This is a genomic window from Candidatus Njordibacter sp. Uisw_039, from assembly GCF_047730075.1.
In the GTDB taxonomy this organism is placed as follows: domain Bacteria; phylum Pseudomonadota; class Gammaproteobacteria; order Pseudomonadales; family Balneatricaceae; genus Njordibacter.
In genome coordinates this window covers 2306078-2322046 of sequence record NZ_CP159831.1, presented here as the reverse complement: position 1 = coordinate 2322046, position 15969 = coordinate 2306078, and the positions used below count along the sequence as shown (strand labels likewise).

The following is a 15969-nucleotide window of genomic DNA, read 5'->3' as shown; positions in this document are numbered from 1 at the left end:
ATGCTCTTTTGGAGTAAAGTTTATAAACCGTTGGAGGTTGAGTAATGAAAAATAAGTATAAAATAAGCAGTTTAATAGCTGGACTAACCCTCGCTGCGTCAAGCAGCTTACTGCATGCTGCAGATGATGTGACACTGCAGCTTAAGTGGGTTACCCAAGCTCAGTTCGCTGGCTACTTTGTAGCCCAAGATAAAGGCTTTTATGGTGCAGAAGACCTTAATGTAACTATTAAGCCAGGTGGCCCAGATGTGGCGCCTCAGCAGGTGATTGCTGGTGGTGGTGCAGATGTAGTGATCGACTGGATGCCTTCAGCTCTAGCCGCTCGGGAGAAGGGTTTAGCAGTGGTGAATATTGCTCAGCCGTTTAAAAGCTCAGGCATGATGCTCACCTGTCGCAAAGACAGTGGTATCAGCTCGCCAGCTGACCTAAAAGATAAAACATTAGGTGTTTGGTTTTATGGTAACGAGTACCCATTCTTAAGCTGGATGGGTAAGTTAGGGTTGGCTACCGACGGCAGTGACGGCGGAGTTAGCGTATTAAGGCAAGGGTTTAACGTCGATCCCATTTTGCAAAAACAAGCGGAATGTGTGTCGACTATGACCTATAACGAGTATTGGCAAATCATTGATGCCGGGTTGGATGCGGATGAACTAATAAACTTCAAGTATGAAACCCAAGGTGTAGCTACCTTAGAAGATGGTTTGTATGTGCTTGAGGAGAACTTAGCTGACGCTGCCTTCGTCGATAAAATGGCTCGTTTTGTTCGCGCCTCGATGAAAGGCTGGGAGTGGGCTAGAGCTAATCCTGATGCCGCTGCTGATATCGTGTTAGAAAACGATGAGACAGGCGCGCAAACAGAAGAGCACCAGCGTCGCATGATGGCCGAGGTTAATAAACTCACCGCTAATGGTGGTAAGTTATCTGTAGCTGACTATCAGCGCACTGTAGAGACCTTAATGAACGGTGGTTCTGACCCTGTGATCTCTTCTGCACCAAAAGGTGCTTGGACTCACAAAGTTTGGGATGCAGCTTTTTAAGCGGTTAGTTTAATTTGAAAACCTGTGGGGGCTATTATAGAGATTACTATAATGGCCTCCAGATATTGAATTGTTAATTAAAGTTTACCAAAGGGTCAATTAATGTTTGATCATTTGGTAAAATAATGTTAAAAATGAATCAAAAGTCGCTGCCACAACTGTTTTTTAGTGGGCATCGCTTAAACAATAAAAAATCTAACTTAGTAAAGAGTCCATTTAATGGCCAACACTAACGTTAAAGATTAAGGAGCTTCACTATGTCTTTACTTATAAAAGGTGGCACAGTTGTCACTGCTGACCAAAGCTTTGCTGCTGATGTGTACTGTGTTGATGGCAAGATAGCCAAAGTGGGTGCAGATCTAAACGTTCCAAGTGGTACCGAGGTTATCGATGCAGTGGGCCAATATGTGATGCCAGGTGGCATTGACCCACACACCCACATGCAACTGCCGTTTATGGGGACTGTGGCTAGTGAAGATTTTTACTCAGGCACTGCTGCTGGACTTGCCGGTGGCACAACCTGCATTATCGATTTTGTTATCCCAGCCCCAGGGACTTCGCTCATGTCAGCGTTTCACCAATGGCGCGAATGGGCCGAAAAGTCGGTGTCTGATTATGCTTTTCATGTGGCTGTAACTTGGTGGGACGAAAGTGTTGCGCAAGACATGGAGACCTTAGTAAAAGAGCATGGTGTTAATAGCTTTAAGCATTTCATGGCCTACAAAGGCGCCATCATGGCTGATGATGAGATTTTAGTGAACAGCTTTAGCAAAGCTTGGGAATTGGGAGCCTTGCCTACTGTACATGCTGAAAACGGAGAGCTTGTGTACCAGTTGCAGAAAAAGCTGTTGGCTATGGGCATCACTGGCCCAGAAGGTCATCCACAATCGCGGCCTCCAGAAGTAGAGGGAGAGGCGGCTAATAGAGCAATCCGTATTGCCCAAGCCTTAAAGACCCCTGTTTATCTAGTGCATGTATCCACAGAAGAGGCCCTAGATTCGGTCACTCGAGCACGAAATGAAGGTCAACGAGTGTTTGGTGAAGTATTAGCTGGCCACCTTTTGATCGATGATTCGGTATACAAAAATAAAGATTTTGATGTGGCTGCTGCCCATGTCATGAGCCCTCCTTTTAGGCCTAAGAAAGCCCAAGATGCCCTATGGAAAGGACTGCAGTCGGGTAACTTGCAAACCACTGCCACAGATCATTGCTGCTTCTGTGCAGATCAAAAAGCGGCGGGTAAAGATGATTTCACTAAAATCCCTAACGGCACAGGTGGGGTGGAAAACCGTATGGAGGTGTTGTGGAACGCTGGGGTTAATACTGGGCGTTTAACCATGAATGAATTTGTCAAAGTAACTTCCACCAATGCAGCGCAAATTTTCAACATGTACCCACGTAAGGGTGCTATTGCTGAGGGTTCTGACGCCGACATAGTTGTGTGGGATCCTAAAGGCAAAAAAACAATTTCAGCCAAAACTCACCATCAAAATGTGGATTATAACATTTTTGAAGGTATGGAAGTTACTGGCATACCTTCTCACACTATTAGTCAGGGTAAGCTTGTGTATTGCAACGGCAAGCTCAATGTTGAACGCGGGGCAGGTAATTACATTAAACGGCCACCGTTCGCGCCTTATTTTGATGCGATAGGCAAAATGCGCGACCTAGACCCCCCATTTTCTGTTGACCGTAATAGTTAAAGAAAAATTGTACAACGGATTACTATCAGGGCTTCCATTGGGCTGCCCGTTGGCAACACTTTGGCTGATTTTTTGCCTAAGTGTTAAAAATAATAAAATTGAGGATCACTATTGTGACTGTATTTAGTTCCAACAGCTCTGGCCAATCTGTGCCTGCAGGCCGACGCCTAAGCGAAGCAGATTATCAGGCTAATTTCGCTGATATACATACCCCCCTTGATGCCCGTAGTGCTGTAGTTGAAGCGGACAGGTGTTATTACTGTTACGGAGCACCTTGTCAGACTGCATGCCCAACAGGCATTGATGTGCCTAGCTTCATTCGCATGATTGGTCAAAAAAATGAGGTAGGTGCAGCAGGAGTAATTTTATCTGAGAATATTATGGGTGGCACATGTGCCAGAGCCTGTCCTGTGGAAACATTGTGTGAAGATGCGTGTGTTAGGAATACCGAAGACGACCGACCGATTCAAATTGGCCTATTACAAAGGTTTGCTACTGATCGGGCGAGTGAATTGGGTGCCAAGTTCTTTACCCGAGAGCCTGAAACTGGCCATAGAGTGGCGATTGTTGGCGCTGGTCCAGCAGGATTATCTTGTGCACACCGCTTAGCCACTTTGGGGCATGATGTGGTTGTTTATGAAGCCCAAGAAAAATCTGGAGGCCTCAATGAATATGGTCTTGCAGCCTATAAAATGGCTGGGGATTATGCGCAAAAAGAAGTCGAAGACATCCTTTCCATTGGTGGCATTATCATAAAGCATGGTGTCAAAGTGGGAGAAGACGTTAGCTTCGCAGAACTACAAACTAATTATGATGCCGTGTTTATGGGAGTGGGCTTAGGCACTAGCAAAGCCATGCAGCTAGATGGTGAGCAAGCCTCTGGGGTCATTAATGCGGTGGATTATATTCATCAACTGCGGCAAGCTGAAGATTTAGGCAAACTATCTGTAGGCCAAAATATAGTGGTCATCGGGGGTGGCATGACTGCCATCGACATCGCCATACAAATTAAACGCCTTGGCGCAGCCAATGTCACCATGGCATACCGGCGTGGCAAAGAACATATGAATGCTAGCCTTGAAGAGCAAGAATTTGCTCTCAATGAAGGGGTGCATATAGCTCACTGGGCTCAACCTGTTAGCTTGCACACTGAGCAGGGAACAATCACTGGCGTTGAGTTTAAGAAGGCAAACATCGAAGGTGGTGAAACATACATTATGCCAACTGATATGTTATTTAAAGCCATTGGACAGAGTTTAACTCCTATCAATATGGCAACCATTGAGTTTGTCAAAAGTTATGGTAAGTATGAAGTAGATGACGAACTACGCACCTCACTACCAGGGGTATGGGCAGGTGGAGATTGTGTTGCGGGGAGTGATGATTTAGCCGTAAGTGCTGTGCAAGATGGCAAGCTCGCTGCCCTGTCAATTCATAATACATTAACCCAAAGCCAAGCATAAAGGAGCCAGCCATGATTGACTTAACATCTAATTTTATCGGTATTCAAACACCCAATCCTTTTTGGCTGGCATCAGCGCCGCCAACAGATAAGGCTTATAACGTAAACCGTGCTTTCGAAGCAGGTTGGGGTGGGGTTATGTGGAAAACCCTAGGCGAAGCAGGCCTCCCGTTAGTGAACGTGAGTGGCCCTCGCTATGGTGCATGGCACGGTAAGGATCGTACCCTTATGGGCCTAAATAACATTGAGCTGATTACCGACCGAGACCTAGAAATAAACTTATCCGAAATCATTCAAGTAAAGAAAGACTGGCCTGATCGTGGGGTTGTGGTCTCTCTTATGGTGCCTTGTGAAGAGCAAGCTTGGATAGATATTTTGAGGCGAGTGGAAGACACTGGTGCTGACGGTATTGAACTGAATTTTGGCTGCCCTCATGGCATGTCTGAACGGGGCATGGGTGCAGCTGTTGGCCAAGTGCCTGAATATGTGGAAATGGTAGCTGCCTGGTGCAAACAATATTCTGATCTACCAACTATAGTAAAGCTCACTCCTAACATTACTGATATTCGCACTGCTGCACGGGGTGCGGTGAACGGTGGCGCTGATGCAGTGTCGCTTATCAACACCATCAACTCGGTTATGGGTGTTGATCTAGATCAGATGAAAATGTCTCCATCGGTGGGCCAGCAAGGCTCCCATGGTGGTTATTGTGGCCCAGCGGTAAAACCTATTGCCTTGCATATGCTAAGTGAAATAGCACGCGATGCAGAATGTAAAGGCATTCCTATTTCTGGTATTGGTGGTATTACTGACTGGCGTGATGCAGCTGAATTTATGGCCTTGGGTGCTACCAATGTTCAAGTATGCACAGCGGTAATGACCTATGGCTTCCGCATCGTTGAGGACATGATTGATGGCTTAAGTCGCTATTTAACCGAACAAGGAATGACCTCAGTAGATCAATTGATTGGAGCCGCTACACCTAGTGTAACCACTTGGAATCAGCTAGATTTGAACTATGTGGTAAAAGCTCAAATAGATCAAGATTCTTGTATAAAATGTGGTCGCTGTCATATCGCTTGTGAGGACACTTCCCATCAGGCCATTAGTACTGAAATTAATGGAGAACGTGGTTTCCAGGTAAAGGATGAAGACTGCGTAGGTTGTAACCTTTGTGTTGTTGTTTGTCCTGTTGAAAACTGTATCACCTTGCGTGAGCTTGATACGGGAGAGGTAGATACTCGGACGAGGGAGATGGTGAGTGCTGATTATCAAAACTGGACCCAGCATCCTAATAACACCATGGTGTAGTTGATAATAGTGGTGGATTTAGCAACCAATAATTATAGGAACGATATAATGTCTAATATGAAAATAAATGGACAAAGGTTATGGGATAGTCTCATGGAAATGGCCAAAATTGGCGCAACTGAAAAAGGTGGCTGTTGCCGTCTAGCGTTGACCGATTTAGACAAACAGTCCCGAGATTTATTTGTCAGCTGGTGCCAAGATGAGGGCTGCAGCATCAAAGTTGACCAAATGGGCAACATATTTGCTCGTCGTGAAGGCAGTGATCCCAACATGGCGCCCGTGGTTATGGGCAGCCACTTAGACACTCAGCCTACGGGTGGAAAATTTGATGGTGTGTATGGTGTATTGGCAGGGTTGGAAGTTATCCGTAGCCTTAATGATCAAAAAATTACCACCAAAGCCCCTGTTGAAGCGAGTGTCTGGACTAACGAGGAAGGTTCGCGCTTTGCTCCAGCCATGGTTGCTTCCGGCGTATTTGCCGGTGTATTTGACTTAGAATATGGCCTAAGTCGCGCTGATCTAGATGGGTTAACCATGGGCGAGGAGCTTAAGCGTATTGGCTATGATGGTAAAGAGCCCATGGGTGAACGTCCAATCAAAGCCTTTTTTGAAGCACACATAGAACAAGGGCCAATACTGGAGCATGAAGACCTCACCATTGGCGTAGTGACGGATGCTCAAGGCCAACGTTGGTATGAACTTACGTTAACTGGCCAAGAGTCTCATGCTGGACCAACGCCAATGAAAACCCGCAAAGACGCACTAGTGGGTGCTGCAAAAGTAATCACCCTAGTGAACGAAATAGGTCTGAAGTATGCGCCTTTGGCTTGTTCTACAGTGGGCTTGATTCAGTCTTTTCCCAATTCACGTAATGTTATTCCAGGGGAAGTGTTTTTTACCATAGATATTCGCCATCCTGATGATGCTACTTTGTCGGCGATGAATGAGGAGTTAAGGGCAGGCTGCGATGCCATTGTTGAAAGCCAAGGGTTAACTATGGCGTTTGAACAAATCTGGTATTCTCCACCGGTTCCATTTAACCCATCGTGTGTGGCGTCGGTACGCCAAGCTGCTGTTGACTTAGGTTATAGCCACTGTGACATCGTTAGTGGTGCTGGCCATGATGCGTGTTATATCTCTCGTGTTGCGCCTACGGCGATGGTGTTTGTTCCCTGCAAGGATGGAATTAGCCATAATGAGCTTGAGGATGCTAAGCAAGAGCACCTTACTGCAGGCTGTAATGTATTGTTTCAGGCTGTGCTAAATCAAGCAATGTAGCGAGGGTAGGGAATAGCCCAATGTGAGTGCTTATCACTTTTAAGTAAATAGAAGCTCCGTGATGGCTGATTTACATGGGTTTGCCGATACGCCAAGGTCTTGCGCGCGCTCATGGGCGTAAGTGCTATATTAGCTGCATTCATATAAGGCCTTGATTCCGCAAGTGGAAAGTCTCCCAGTTGGATAATTTTTGTCATCCACAGTCTCATGAATGCATAGCTTACAGGTCTTTCATTAGGACCGATTTCTTTAAGAGTTATTTACTATTTTAATGCAGATATATGCGGAAGTTAAAGTGAACTCAAACCCTCGTTAGATCAATGGTTAGGCGCTCATCTGCGTAGCGCCCGTTTCCATGCGTATTATTTTGCCATCTTCGATCATGCGTACACGGATGATGGACTCCCTTGAACCATCAGGAAACCGCATAACAGAATGGTCAGACCATAATGTCGTCATTTTCATAGATACAGCGAGCCATGGCCATCTTGGAGGTAGATTTACTATTGCCTTCAGCCACGAATTTTGAGAATTCAGCTTTGTTTACAGTGGTGCCAGTTTGGTGCCGTATAAACTCAAAATTTTCATGATAAAAACTCATTACCTTTTCGTGGTCAGCTTCCTCATTTGCCTTTTTTAATGCTTGATATAGTTTCATGATGCTCCAAAAATGATGGTGGTTAACTCACATATAAAATATAGTATACAATAACCATTGCCACTGCTATCACAGAAACAGTAGTTGAAATGGCATCAGCAATTGAGTTTAATAGCAGGCATGTTTGAAACACAATAATCAGTCTCTGGGAGCAGTTAATGGTCACTTGGTTTAAGAATCTTTCCATTCGTTACAAGCTTATGACTGCCTTTTTGTTATTGGCGGGTATTCCTTTTTGGGGTATATGCTGGTGGTCCATCAATAGCGCCTTCGACAACGCAAGGTTGCAAACATACGTGCAGCTAGAATCTGCGCGGGAGATTAAAACAGATCAAATCAGTGAGTACTTCACCACGGTACAGCAGAACTTAGAATCCTTGACTGCGACCGCCATGATGTTGCGACGACAAGCATTAACGGTAGGAGGAAATTTAAGTCATGCTAATAAAACCTTAACGAATCAGATTGACCAGTATGGCTATAATGACTTCTATCTCATCAATCCCCAAGGACAGATGATCTATAGCCTCAAGCAACAGACACAAAAGCTTGCCAATGTAGTCACTGGCCCCTTGGCAGACACAGGTTTAGGCCAAGCCTTTAGCCAAACTCTAGAAACCCAGCAGCTTGCCTTTGCTGATTTTTCTCTCTATAACCCTAATAATGACACCCCTAATGTTGAGGGGCCTGTGAGTTTTATTGCTCAACCTATGCTCAACGACCAAGACCAAGTTACTATGGTGGGTGTTCTGCAACTGCCTATCCATGGCATTAACGCCATTATGACCAAACGTTACGGTATGGGTACAACGGGAGAATCTTATTTGGTAGGACCAGACCACCTCATGCGATCTGACTCTTTTAGAGACCCAGAACAGCGCAGTGTGGCAGCCTCCTTCGCAAATCCAGAAACAGGCACCATCAAAACTGCCATGGTGCTCGCAGCCTTAGGTGGTGAAACTTACACAGGGGAATTCCACGAAAGCTATTCTGGAATTGAAAGTTACGCAGGTTCGACTTGGGGGAAAACTCTTGGCTTAAGGGACAAAGATATTTGGACTTTGTCAGCCTATACTCTGATAGACATATATGGTGTCCAGTGGGCTTTGATGGTCGAAAGAGACTTAATTGATGCTGCAAGCACACTCATGGATTTATATTTCCAAATGTATTGGATCGGTGGTGCTGCTGCCATCTTGCTCCTATTAGCAGCTTACTATATTTCCCGCGCCTTTGCGCTGCCGATCTGCTTCCTTGCCGGTCGAGTGGCCCGCATTGAACGAACCAGCGACTTTAATATGCGTGTGGATTGGATCCCCTGTGATCAAGACGAGGTGGGCCAAGCGGCCCATGCGGTAAACCGACTCATGGACTCTATGCAAACCGCCCTTGGCGAATCTACTCGCGTGGTAGCTGATGTAGCTGAAGGCCGTTTTAATAGCCGTATTGAAGAAGATTTTAAAGGCGACTTACTCAGCTTAAAGCAAGGGGTGAACGACTCCGCCAGCAGTGTGCAACGTACCATGGATGGCCTGGAACAGGTTATGAAAGCTATTGCTAATGGCAACTTTGGTTATCGCTTAGACGGTGTAGAAATGGCTGGGGAGTTCCGCAGTGTGATGGAAAACACCCTTGATGTTATGGAACAAGCCATGGGGGAGATTAATCAAGTAATGCAAGCAGCCTCTGAAGGCGACTTTGACTTACGCGTTAGTACCCCCCTAAAGGGTGATCTTGAAAAGCTGAAGTCGGGGGTTAATAGCTCTATTTCAACCATTGCTACAGCCCTAAGAGAAACTGTTGAGGTGACCGAGGCCATGGCTCAAGGCGACCTTACACAGCGTATTGATGGGGACTACCAAGGAAGCCTCGCGCGACTTAAAGGCGCCCTCAATAGTTCTTTAGACAAGATGGATCAGGCCGTGGGTTCAGTACTTGTGGCCAGCGAAAGCATCGCCTCTAATGCTGGAGAAATTAGCCGCGGTTCAGAGCAGCTAAGTGAACGTACTAATCAACAAAGTGCCTCCCTAGAAGAAACATCGTCCTCTATGGAGCAAATGGCTGCCACCATTCAACTTAATGCTGACCATGCCAACTTAGCGGGAACGCTGGTCGCTTCAGGTAAACAAGAAGCCACTGGCGGTGTGGCTGTAGTGCAAAAGGCCGTTGAGGCCATGAGCCAAATTGATGAGGCCAGCCAAAAGATAGCCTCCATTATCAACCTCATTGATGGCATTGCCTTCCAAACCAATTTGCTAGCCCTTAATGCTGCTGTAGAAGCTGCCAGAGCTGGTGAACATGGCCGTGGCTTTGCGGTAGTCGCAGGTGAAGTGCGTTCCTTGGCACAAAAAGCTGCAGAATCAGCCAATGAAATTAAAGTCCTCATTGAAGACAGCTCGTCCAAAGTGAAAGAAGGTAGCCAATTGGTAGACCAAACGGGTAGTGCACTTAACTCCATTGCTGAATCCATCGAAAAGGTAAACAACATTGTGACGGAAATAGCCACCGCCACTAATGAACAATCATCTGTCATCAATCAAGTTAATAACGCTGTGGCTCAATTGGAAAACGTCAACCAGCTCAACACCTCGTTGGTGGAAGAATCATCCGCTGCCAGTTATTCTCTCAATGACCAAACCAAAGAGCTGATCACCAAAATGCGCTTCTTTAAGGTGCAGAAAGAGGATTAACTTGGGGTGGTAATCAAAGCTTGTATTAATAAGCTGTTGCGGTTCACTGTGCCGTTATAAGCTGATACATTTTGTAATATACATGTATCGTTGTATCGGTAATTGACTATTGCTGAATGGGACGATACAAGTGGCAAGAGGCCGGCAGCACGTGAGTACAATTCTCAAACATCCCATCACTGGGCCATCTGCGTGGACAGCCAAAGACTATATCAGCGATGACAGCTATATCCATCACCTAACGGCGCAGGACCTGGCTGACATCAAAGCTGGTCTAGAACTGCTAAATAATCATGGCAAAGCATTTCCTCACTTCAACAAGCAGGACTTCCCACTGCAGCACTTAGCAGTCAAGTTAGTGCAGCTTGCAGATGACCTAGAAAATGGGCGAGGCTTCTTTTTGTTGCGTGGCCTGCCTTTAGAACAGTTTACCCCAGAACAGCATTACGCGATCTATTTTGGCATCGGCCTTCACCTAGGTATTCCAGTGGCACAGAATCCAAGAGGCGATATACTCGGTGCCGTGGAAAATGTGGGGGACCCTAATGACAAACAAACGCGTGTCTATGAGACCAACCTCTTCCTCCCTTACCATACAGATCCTTCTGATGTGTTTGGGCTGCTGTCCCTGCGTAAAGCCAAGCAAGGAGGCCTTAGTAGTTTGGTGAGCTCAGCAGCCATTTACAACCGAATACTAAGCCAGTACCCCGAATACTTAGGCCTGTTCTACAAAACTTACTATTATGCTCACCTAGGCAAGCAGCGACCAACTTTATCGCCTTTATTTAGCTACCACAAAGGTAAACTTAGCTGCCGTTATTTACGCCAATATATTGAGCTGGGCCACGAAATGATGGACCACCCATTGAGCCAAGTTGAGCGCCAAGCGTTAGATATATTTGATGAAACTATGCTTAGAGAAGACATGCGGGTGGACATGATGCTTGAGCCAGGAGACATGCAATTTGCCAATAACTACCTCGTGCTGCACTCTCGTAATAGTTTTGAAGATCATGAACATGCAGACCAGCGGCGCAAACTGTTACGCCTGTGGCTAAAGATGCCCAACGCCCGAGAGCTGGCCCCTGAATTCCCTGGCCGCAATGGGTTCCCATTAAAGTTTTAGCGTGTTTATTAGACGTGCTCCACTGATATGTACTACTTGATCCAAGTTCTAGTGTCGACAGTAAAGATGATGAGGGCCAGCCTACTCTGTTTTAACAGACAACTATGATGTTAGTTGCACGTCAGATACATGAATTTTGTTGCAGTTATGTAGCTCTAAGTGTTGCTCAAATTGTGGTTCTGTTGGCTTGATTTGCAGGTAATCGAGCAGCACATTAAGTGCAACTTCTGCCGCGCGGGTAGTGCCGTCGAGGGCTTTTAACGCAATGCCTAGACCAAGGCTAGGTATAGCAGCGCCATACACACCCTCAGCACCGGTTTTACAGGCAACTTGGCCACCGTAGGCTTGCATTACCTTGGTGCAGTGACGTTTGCTTCCAGCTACATAAAAGGGTTCATTTACCATGGCGTGGTATAGGCTGTGGCAAGCTTTTTGCCAACCGTCAGGTAGCTCCTCACCACTGCCAAAGCGGGCAAAGGCCATGGCTAAATTGGGCAAGGGCAGGGCATAGGTAGGGATGGAGCAGCCGTCAATGCCCATAGGATGGTTGGCAATCTTAAGGTCCATCATACGGCCCATAGCATCGTTCACTGCTAGCTGAACAGGGTGTTGGTGGTCAATATAGCCCTTTGGATCAATACCTTGATGATGAGCAAAACTCAAAAAGCCACAGTGCTTGCCCGAACAGTTGTTGTGCACTGCGCAAGCCTGCTTGCCAGACTGAGCCAAGGCCACGGTAGCAGGCTGATATAAAGGCCAATGGCTGCCACACTCCAACTGTTCAGAGCCCATGCCCAATTGGTCAAGCCAAGCAGTGATTACATCGCTATGCTGGGTTTCACCATTGTGGCTTGAGCATGACATAGCCAACTGTCGCTGGGTCAAGTTAAGGTCCTGTGCAGCACCACTAAGCATGAGTGGCAGGGCTTGCAGCGGTTTGGCTGTGGAGCGCGGGAACACTTGCTGATCTACATTACCCCATTGGCTGTGGCGCTTGCCTTTGGTGTCGCAAACTACCGCAATAACTTGATGGCGACTTTCAACAAACCTACCGCGGGTGACTTCAATGACGAGTTCTCGTTTATTCATCTACTACTCCAGATAACTTTGCCCTAGCCAGAGAGTGCCTTTAACAATCTGTGTACCCACTTTTCAAACAACGGCTAGACATTTCCAGTGCTTTGGCTATCTGAGCAGGAGTCATTTCCTTAGCGATTGATTCTTTATTTTGGCTGCCATTAGTGTTGCCGTTACGGACCCCTAAGTCGAGCCACATATAGGCGCGTGCATAGTCTGTGAGAACACCCATTCCATTCTTGTACATAACCCCTAAATTATGTTGGGCCATGGCATATCCTTGTGCCGCAGCTAAGGTGTACCACTTTGCAGCCTTTTTATCGTTTTGTGGAACGCCTTCGCCAAGCATGTACATAAATCCCAGATTATATTGAGCTGTAGCGTACTCTTGCTCCGCAGCTAAGGTGTACCACTTCACGGCTGTCTCATCATTCTCTGGGACACCGTCACCATTATCGTACATCACCCCCAGAACAGATTGAGCTCTAGTGAACCCCTGTTCAGCTGATAAGGTGTACCACTTAACAGCTGTCTTATGGTTTTCTAGGGTACCCTCACCATCGTTGTACATGCTTCCCAGATTATATTGAGCCATAGCATGGCCTTGCTCAGCAGCTAAGGTGAACCACTTCAAGGCTTTCTTATTGTCCTCTTTGGTGCCTTGACCATTATTGTACATAGCCCCAAGATTATTTTGAGCAATAGAGCTCCCTTGCTCAGCTAAAGGACTCCACTCTGCTAGAGCAGTTTTGAAATCGCCTGATTTGTATGCATTCCATCCCTTAGAATAATCAGCGACAACCACTCCACTAGCAAATAGTATTGAAAAGGATAAAGCCACAGCTATTAAAACTTTATCTATACGCATGCAACAACCCTATTACTTACAATGGCTTTTAGAAAAAAGTATACACCTACGGCTCTAAGAATTGGGTGTGTATTATTCATTGATGACATGTTCTGTGGTAATAGTTGTGAGCAAATGATTGTGTAAATGCTTAGTTAATTGGTGCACGAAATTGCGTAAGTGAATGAGCACGCCAAGTACACAAACATTGTTATTAGGTAAAAGTAGGATCTTTCTGACTTTGAAGAAACTATTAGCTGATACTGGTGAGTTTAGTGCAACTGACACTCCCACACCACGAGCTACTCTGTTATATAGCACTTCCATTGCCTACACTTTTATATCTAAATAAATTGTTAGTGCAGAATACTACCTGAATGAATATGAATGTCAAAAAACTGAATAATTTTTAGAATAGTAAAATATTATAGATGATAAAAATGCCTAGTAAATAGCTATTAAATACTAGTTTTAAAATGTATATATGTATTAAATTCTTTTTTTAAATCAACACTAATGCGTGCATGTACCTTTCCTTGGCGCCCCATAAATGAACTTTTTTCTTGAACTGGAAACACACCGTCGTGCCAAATATTAGGATGAATATACAATCCTTTTGTCCCATCAAAATAAAAGGCCTTAAAGTCTTCAGGTGCAATATCATCGCCAGGTAAGGCAAGATGAGATATAAATTCCCCAGGTTTTGTAGGAAAAAATAATTGGCCTCCGTCTGGGTGATAGTTGACATGCCAAACATACATTTCAGTGGGAGATGTATATTTGGTGTTTTCGGCAAGGGTATCTGGGTGTGACGAATAGCCTAAAATATACTTACCACCTTCTTCTTCATATTCACTATTATGCTGTACGGCATTGTTTTGACCATAAAGTATTGATCCATCCCACCACGTATCAAAAGATCCTTCCGTAACGCCACCCTCATTTCCTGTACCTTGCTCAATTTCACGCCAACCTTGTTTAGGCCAAGTAACTATTTCAATGTCACTATGCTCATATGAGTCAACTAAATAGCCATATCCCTTTAAGGACTCATTGGTTGCCTCAATAAGAGGAATTTCTAGTACTTGGACTGGTATCATAATTTTTTATTTTATCCTAATATTTCAGTTGCGTACTATTTCTTTATTAAACTTTAACTTACTTACCGCAGACAAAAGTGATGGTCATTGAACCGACAATTAAGTGGGTTTTAATTTGCGTTAATTCAAAGGATAAAAAAGCCAAACAAGTTAATCAACAATCTCTAGACTTGGGTTAATATTAAAGTCCACCTCATTAATGGAAGAACCTCTCCTTACTTCATCGTAATATACTATTTGAGTTGGCATGACATCTGTGCCGTGGCTGGCTTTGTATTTAGAGATGAAGCTTCTGTAGACGCCGTGTTTAAAGAAAATTGCAGTGGGTATGAATTTGACATTAATTGGTGACTTGTCAATATCCACTATTTTATTGCCATTTACCCAAGCAGAGACATTCTTATCAGCAAAATCAAGGCAGAGTGAAATATCAGTCCACTTACCCTTCATATCATCTATTGGTATCAGTTTCAAATAAACCCCTGAGTCAATAACATTGGTTGCAGAGCCACTAAGAATGTGCCAATTTAAATTATAATAGTCATTGATTACATCGAATTGAATAATTGGTGGGACAGACTTAAGGCCGTGCACAGTGCCTTTTGGCCCTCCTGCTTGCTGTATTTGTCCAAGAGTTGTGTTTGTTGGTGATGCGCTCTGAAAGCTATCATCAAGCATGATACTAAATGCAAAGCATTGGTTTCCCGTTGGTTGCTGATTAGTAGTAGCGAGACTGCTTGTGAATTCAACCCTCTCTCTATCAGTCTCACAATCATTCCACGTATCATCACCAAAACAGTCGCCATCGCCAACTTCAAATCGTTGATACTTCTCCCCCCTCCTAGCTTTGGTTGAATTGGTAACTAATTGGAAGTTCTTCTTCTTATGCCCATAGCTATTGCTGTGGGACCCATAACCAGAATATCTACTTGCGGTCATGGTTAAACCATCACTGCTCATTGAACTTGTATCATCACTAAGAGTAATAAACAGTTGGAAATAATCATCAAATTTTCCCTTGATTTCAAGGTTATTAAGGTTTCCTGAGAAACGCACTTTGTGCGGACTGCCCGCACCATTCAGGGCATTCACACTAAATGAGAGAGATATATTGCCATTTTTATCTATTCGACCTTTTAATGTATCGTAATATTTAGTTGGGCTTGTATCTAGAAATCTATTTTTTAGCGATACACTTATTGCTCCATTGTTTATGACCAAGATGCCACTACCTAAAACGATGAGGCTTTCAGAAGGATTGAAACGATTCAATACAAAAGGGTAGTCACCATCAAATGCACTTGACTTATCATCTATTTTTGTAGAAGTTTTTGTGCCTGAACCACAGTCTAAACTGCGGCTTGCTCCTTCTTCAAGGTAATCAGTATTATCTGGATTATTTAATAACTGGCGACACACGGTCTTATCAGACCAGCCTGATAGGTCTTGAGACAGCGCGTGTGTTGCCATTATGGATACAGTGAGTAAACAAACCAACCGGAAAAAGAAATTCATGATAACCACCTCTATTCAATTAGACGTTACAATAAGCCCCTCTTTTACAGTACCATTTTAATCGTAGGAATTGTTCTGATTTTGAACCTTAATAATAACTAAGGTAGATACTAACCTACAGTGCTAAATTTATGCCCTTAGAACTAAAGAGGTAATCGCTATGGG

14 protein-coding genes are annotated in these 15969 nt (G+C 44.7%); 7 read left to right on the top strand and 7 right to left on the bottom strand.

Annotated features, from left to right (window positions below):
* The first annotated feature begins 44 nt into the window (after positions 1-44).
* The 5 genes from ABXT70_RS10990 (at position 45) to ABXT70_RS10970 (ending at position 6791) form a co-directional block, all read left to right on the top strand.
* Positions 45-1037: an ABC transporter substrate-binding protein gene (locus ABXT70_RS10990; protein ID WP_443640536.1), complete on the top strand. Its 993-nt coding sequence runs from the start codon at positions 45-47 to the stop codon at positions 1035-1037.
* A 257-nt stretch (positions 1038-1294) separates the two neighbouring features.
* A complete protein-coding gene (gene hydA / locus ABXT70_RS10985) occupies positions 1295-2740 on the top strand; it encodes a dihydropyrimidinase (protein WP_443640535.1) in 1446 nt (481 codons plus the stop codon).
* Positions 2741-2853: 113 nt separating this feature from the next.
* Positions 2854-4203, top strand: a complete 1350-nt coding sequence (locus tag ABXT70_RS10980) for an NAD(P)-dependent oxidoreductase (protein ID WP_443640534.1) — start codon at positions 2854-2856, stop codon at positions 4201-4203.
* Between the two features lie 11 nt (positions 4204-4214).
* On the top strand, positions 4215-5513 hold the full coding sequence (preA, locus tag ABXT70_RS10975; RefSeq protein WP_443640533.1) for an NAD-dependent dihydropyrimidine dehydrogenase subunit PreA: 1299 nt from the start codon (positions 4215-4217) through the stop codon (positions 5511-5513).
* 48 nt (positions 5514-5561) lie between these two features.
* Positions 5562-6791, top strand: a complete 1230-nt coding sequence (locus ABXT70_RS10970; RefSeq protein ID WP_443640532.1) for a Zn-dependent hydrolase — start codon at positions 5562-5564, stop codon at positions 6789-6791.
* Here the strand turns inward: ABXT70_RS10970 and ABXT70_RS10965 are convergent.
* From ABXT70_RS10965 to ABXT70_RS10955, 3 genes are all read right to left on the bottom strand, one after another.
* Positions 6779-6988: a hypothetical protein gene (locus ABXT70_RS10965; protein ID WP_443640531.1), complete on the bottom strand. Its 210-nt coding sequence runs from the start codon at positions 6986-6988 to the stop codon at positions 6779-6781. The two genes, ABXT70_RS10970 and ABXT70_RS10965, sit on opposite strands and share 13 nt — an antisense overlap.
* A 127-nt stretch (positions 6989-7115) precedes the next feature.
* Positions 7116-7256, bottom strand: coding sequence for a hypothetical protein (locus ABXT70_RS10960; protein ID WP_443640530.1), 141 nt, complete (start codon positions 7254-7256; stop codon positions 7116-7118).
* A complete protein-coding gene (locus ABXT70_RS10955; protein ID WP_443640529.1) occupies positions 7231-7449 on the bottom strand; it encodes a hypothetical protein in 219 nt (72 codons plus the stop codon). The genes ABXT70_RS10960 and ABXT70_RS10955 overlap by 26 nt, the downstream gene beginning before the upstream one ends.
* 158 nt (positions 7450-7607) lie before the next feature.
* On the opposite strand from ABXT70_RS10955, the gene ABXT70_RS10950 reads away from it, so the two are divergent.
* Together ABXT70_RS10950 and ABXT70_RS10945 are read left to right on the top strand one after the other, a co-directional pair.
* Complete coding sequence (locus ABXT70_RS10950) at positions 7608-10139, top strand: methyl-accepting chemotaxis protein (RefSeq protein ID WP_443640528.1); 2532 nt, start codon at positions 7608-7610, stop codon at positions 10137-10139.
* 151 nt (positions 10140-10290) lie between these two features.
* The gene (locus ABXT70_RS10945) at positions 10291-11265 is read left to right on the top strand and encodes a TauD/TfdA family dioxygenase (RefSeq protein WP_443640527.1); all 975 of its coding nucleotides are present in this window, start codon (positions 10291-10293) and stop codon (positions 11263-11265) included.
* Between the two features lie 102 nt (positions 11266-11367).
* On the opposite strand, the gene ABXT70_RS10940 is transcribed toward ABXT70_RS10945, so the two are convergent.
* The 4 genes from ABXT70_RS10940 to ABXT70_RS10925 all read right to left on the bottom strand — a co-directional run bounded on the left by ABXT70_RS10940 (position 11368) and on the right by ABXT70_RS10925 (position 15804).
* A complete protein-coding gene (locus tag ABXT70_RS10940; protein WP_443640526.1) occupies positions 11368-12354 on the bottom strand; it encodes an asparaginase in 987 nt (328 codons plus the stop codon).
* Positions 12355-12394: 40 nt separating this feature from the next.
* Positions 12395-13210 (bottom strand): tetratricopeptide repeat protein, encoded by an 816-nt coding sequence (locus ABXT70_RS10935; protein ID WP_443640525.1) that lies wholly within the window; start codon positions 13208-13210, stop codon positions 12395-12397.
* A gap of 437 nt (positions 13211-13647) precedes the next feature.
* Complete coding sequence (locus ABXT70_RS10930; RefSeq protein ID WP_443640524.1) at positions 13648-14289, bottom strand: ureidoglycolate lyase; 642 nt, start codon at positions 14287-14289, stop codon at positions 13648-13650.
* A gap of 150 nt (positions 14290-14439) precedes the next feature.
* Positions 14440-15804: a heparin lyase I family protein gene (locus ABXT70_RS10925; RefSeq protein WP_443640523.1), complete on the bottom strand. Its 1365-nt coding sequence runs from the start codon at positions 15802-15804 to the stop codon at positions 14440-14442.
* Positions 15805-15969 lie beyond the last annotated feature (165 nt).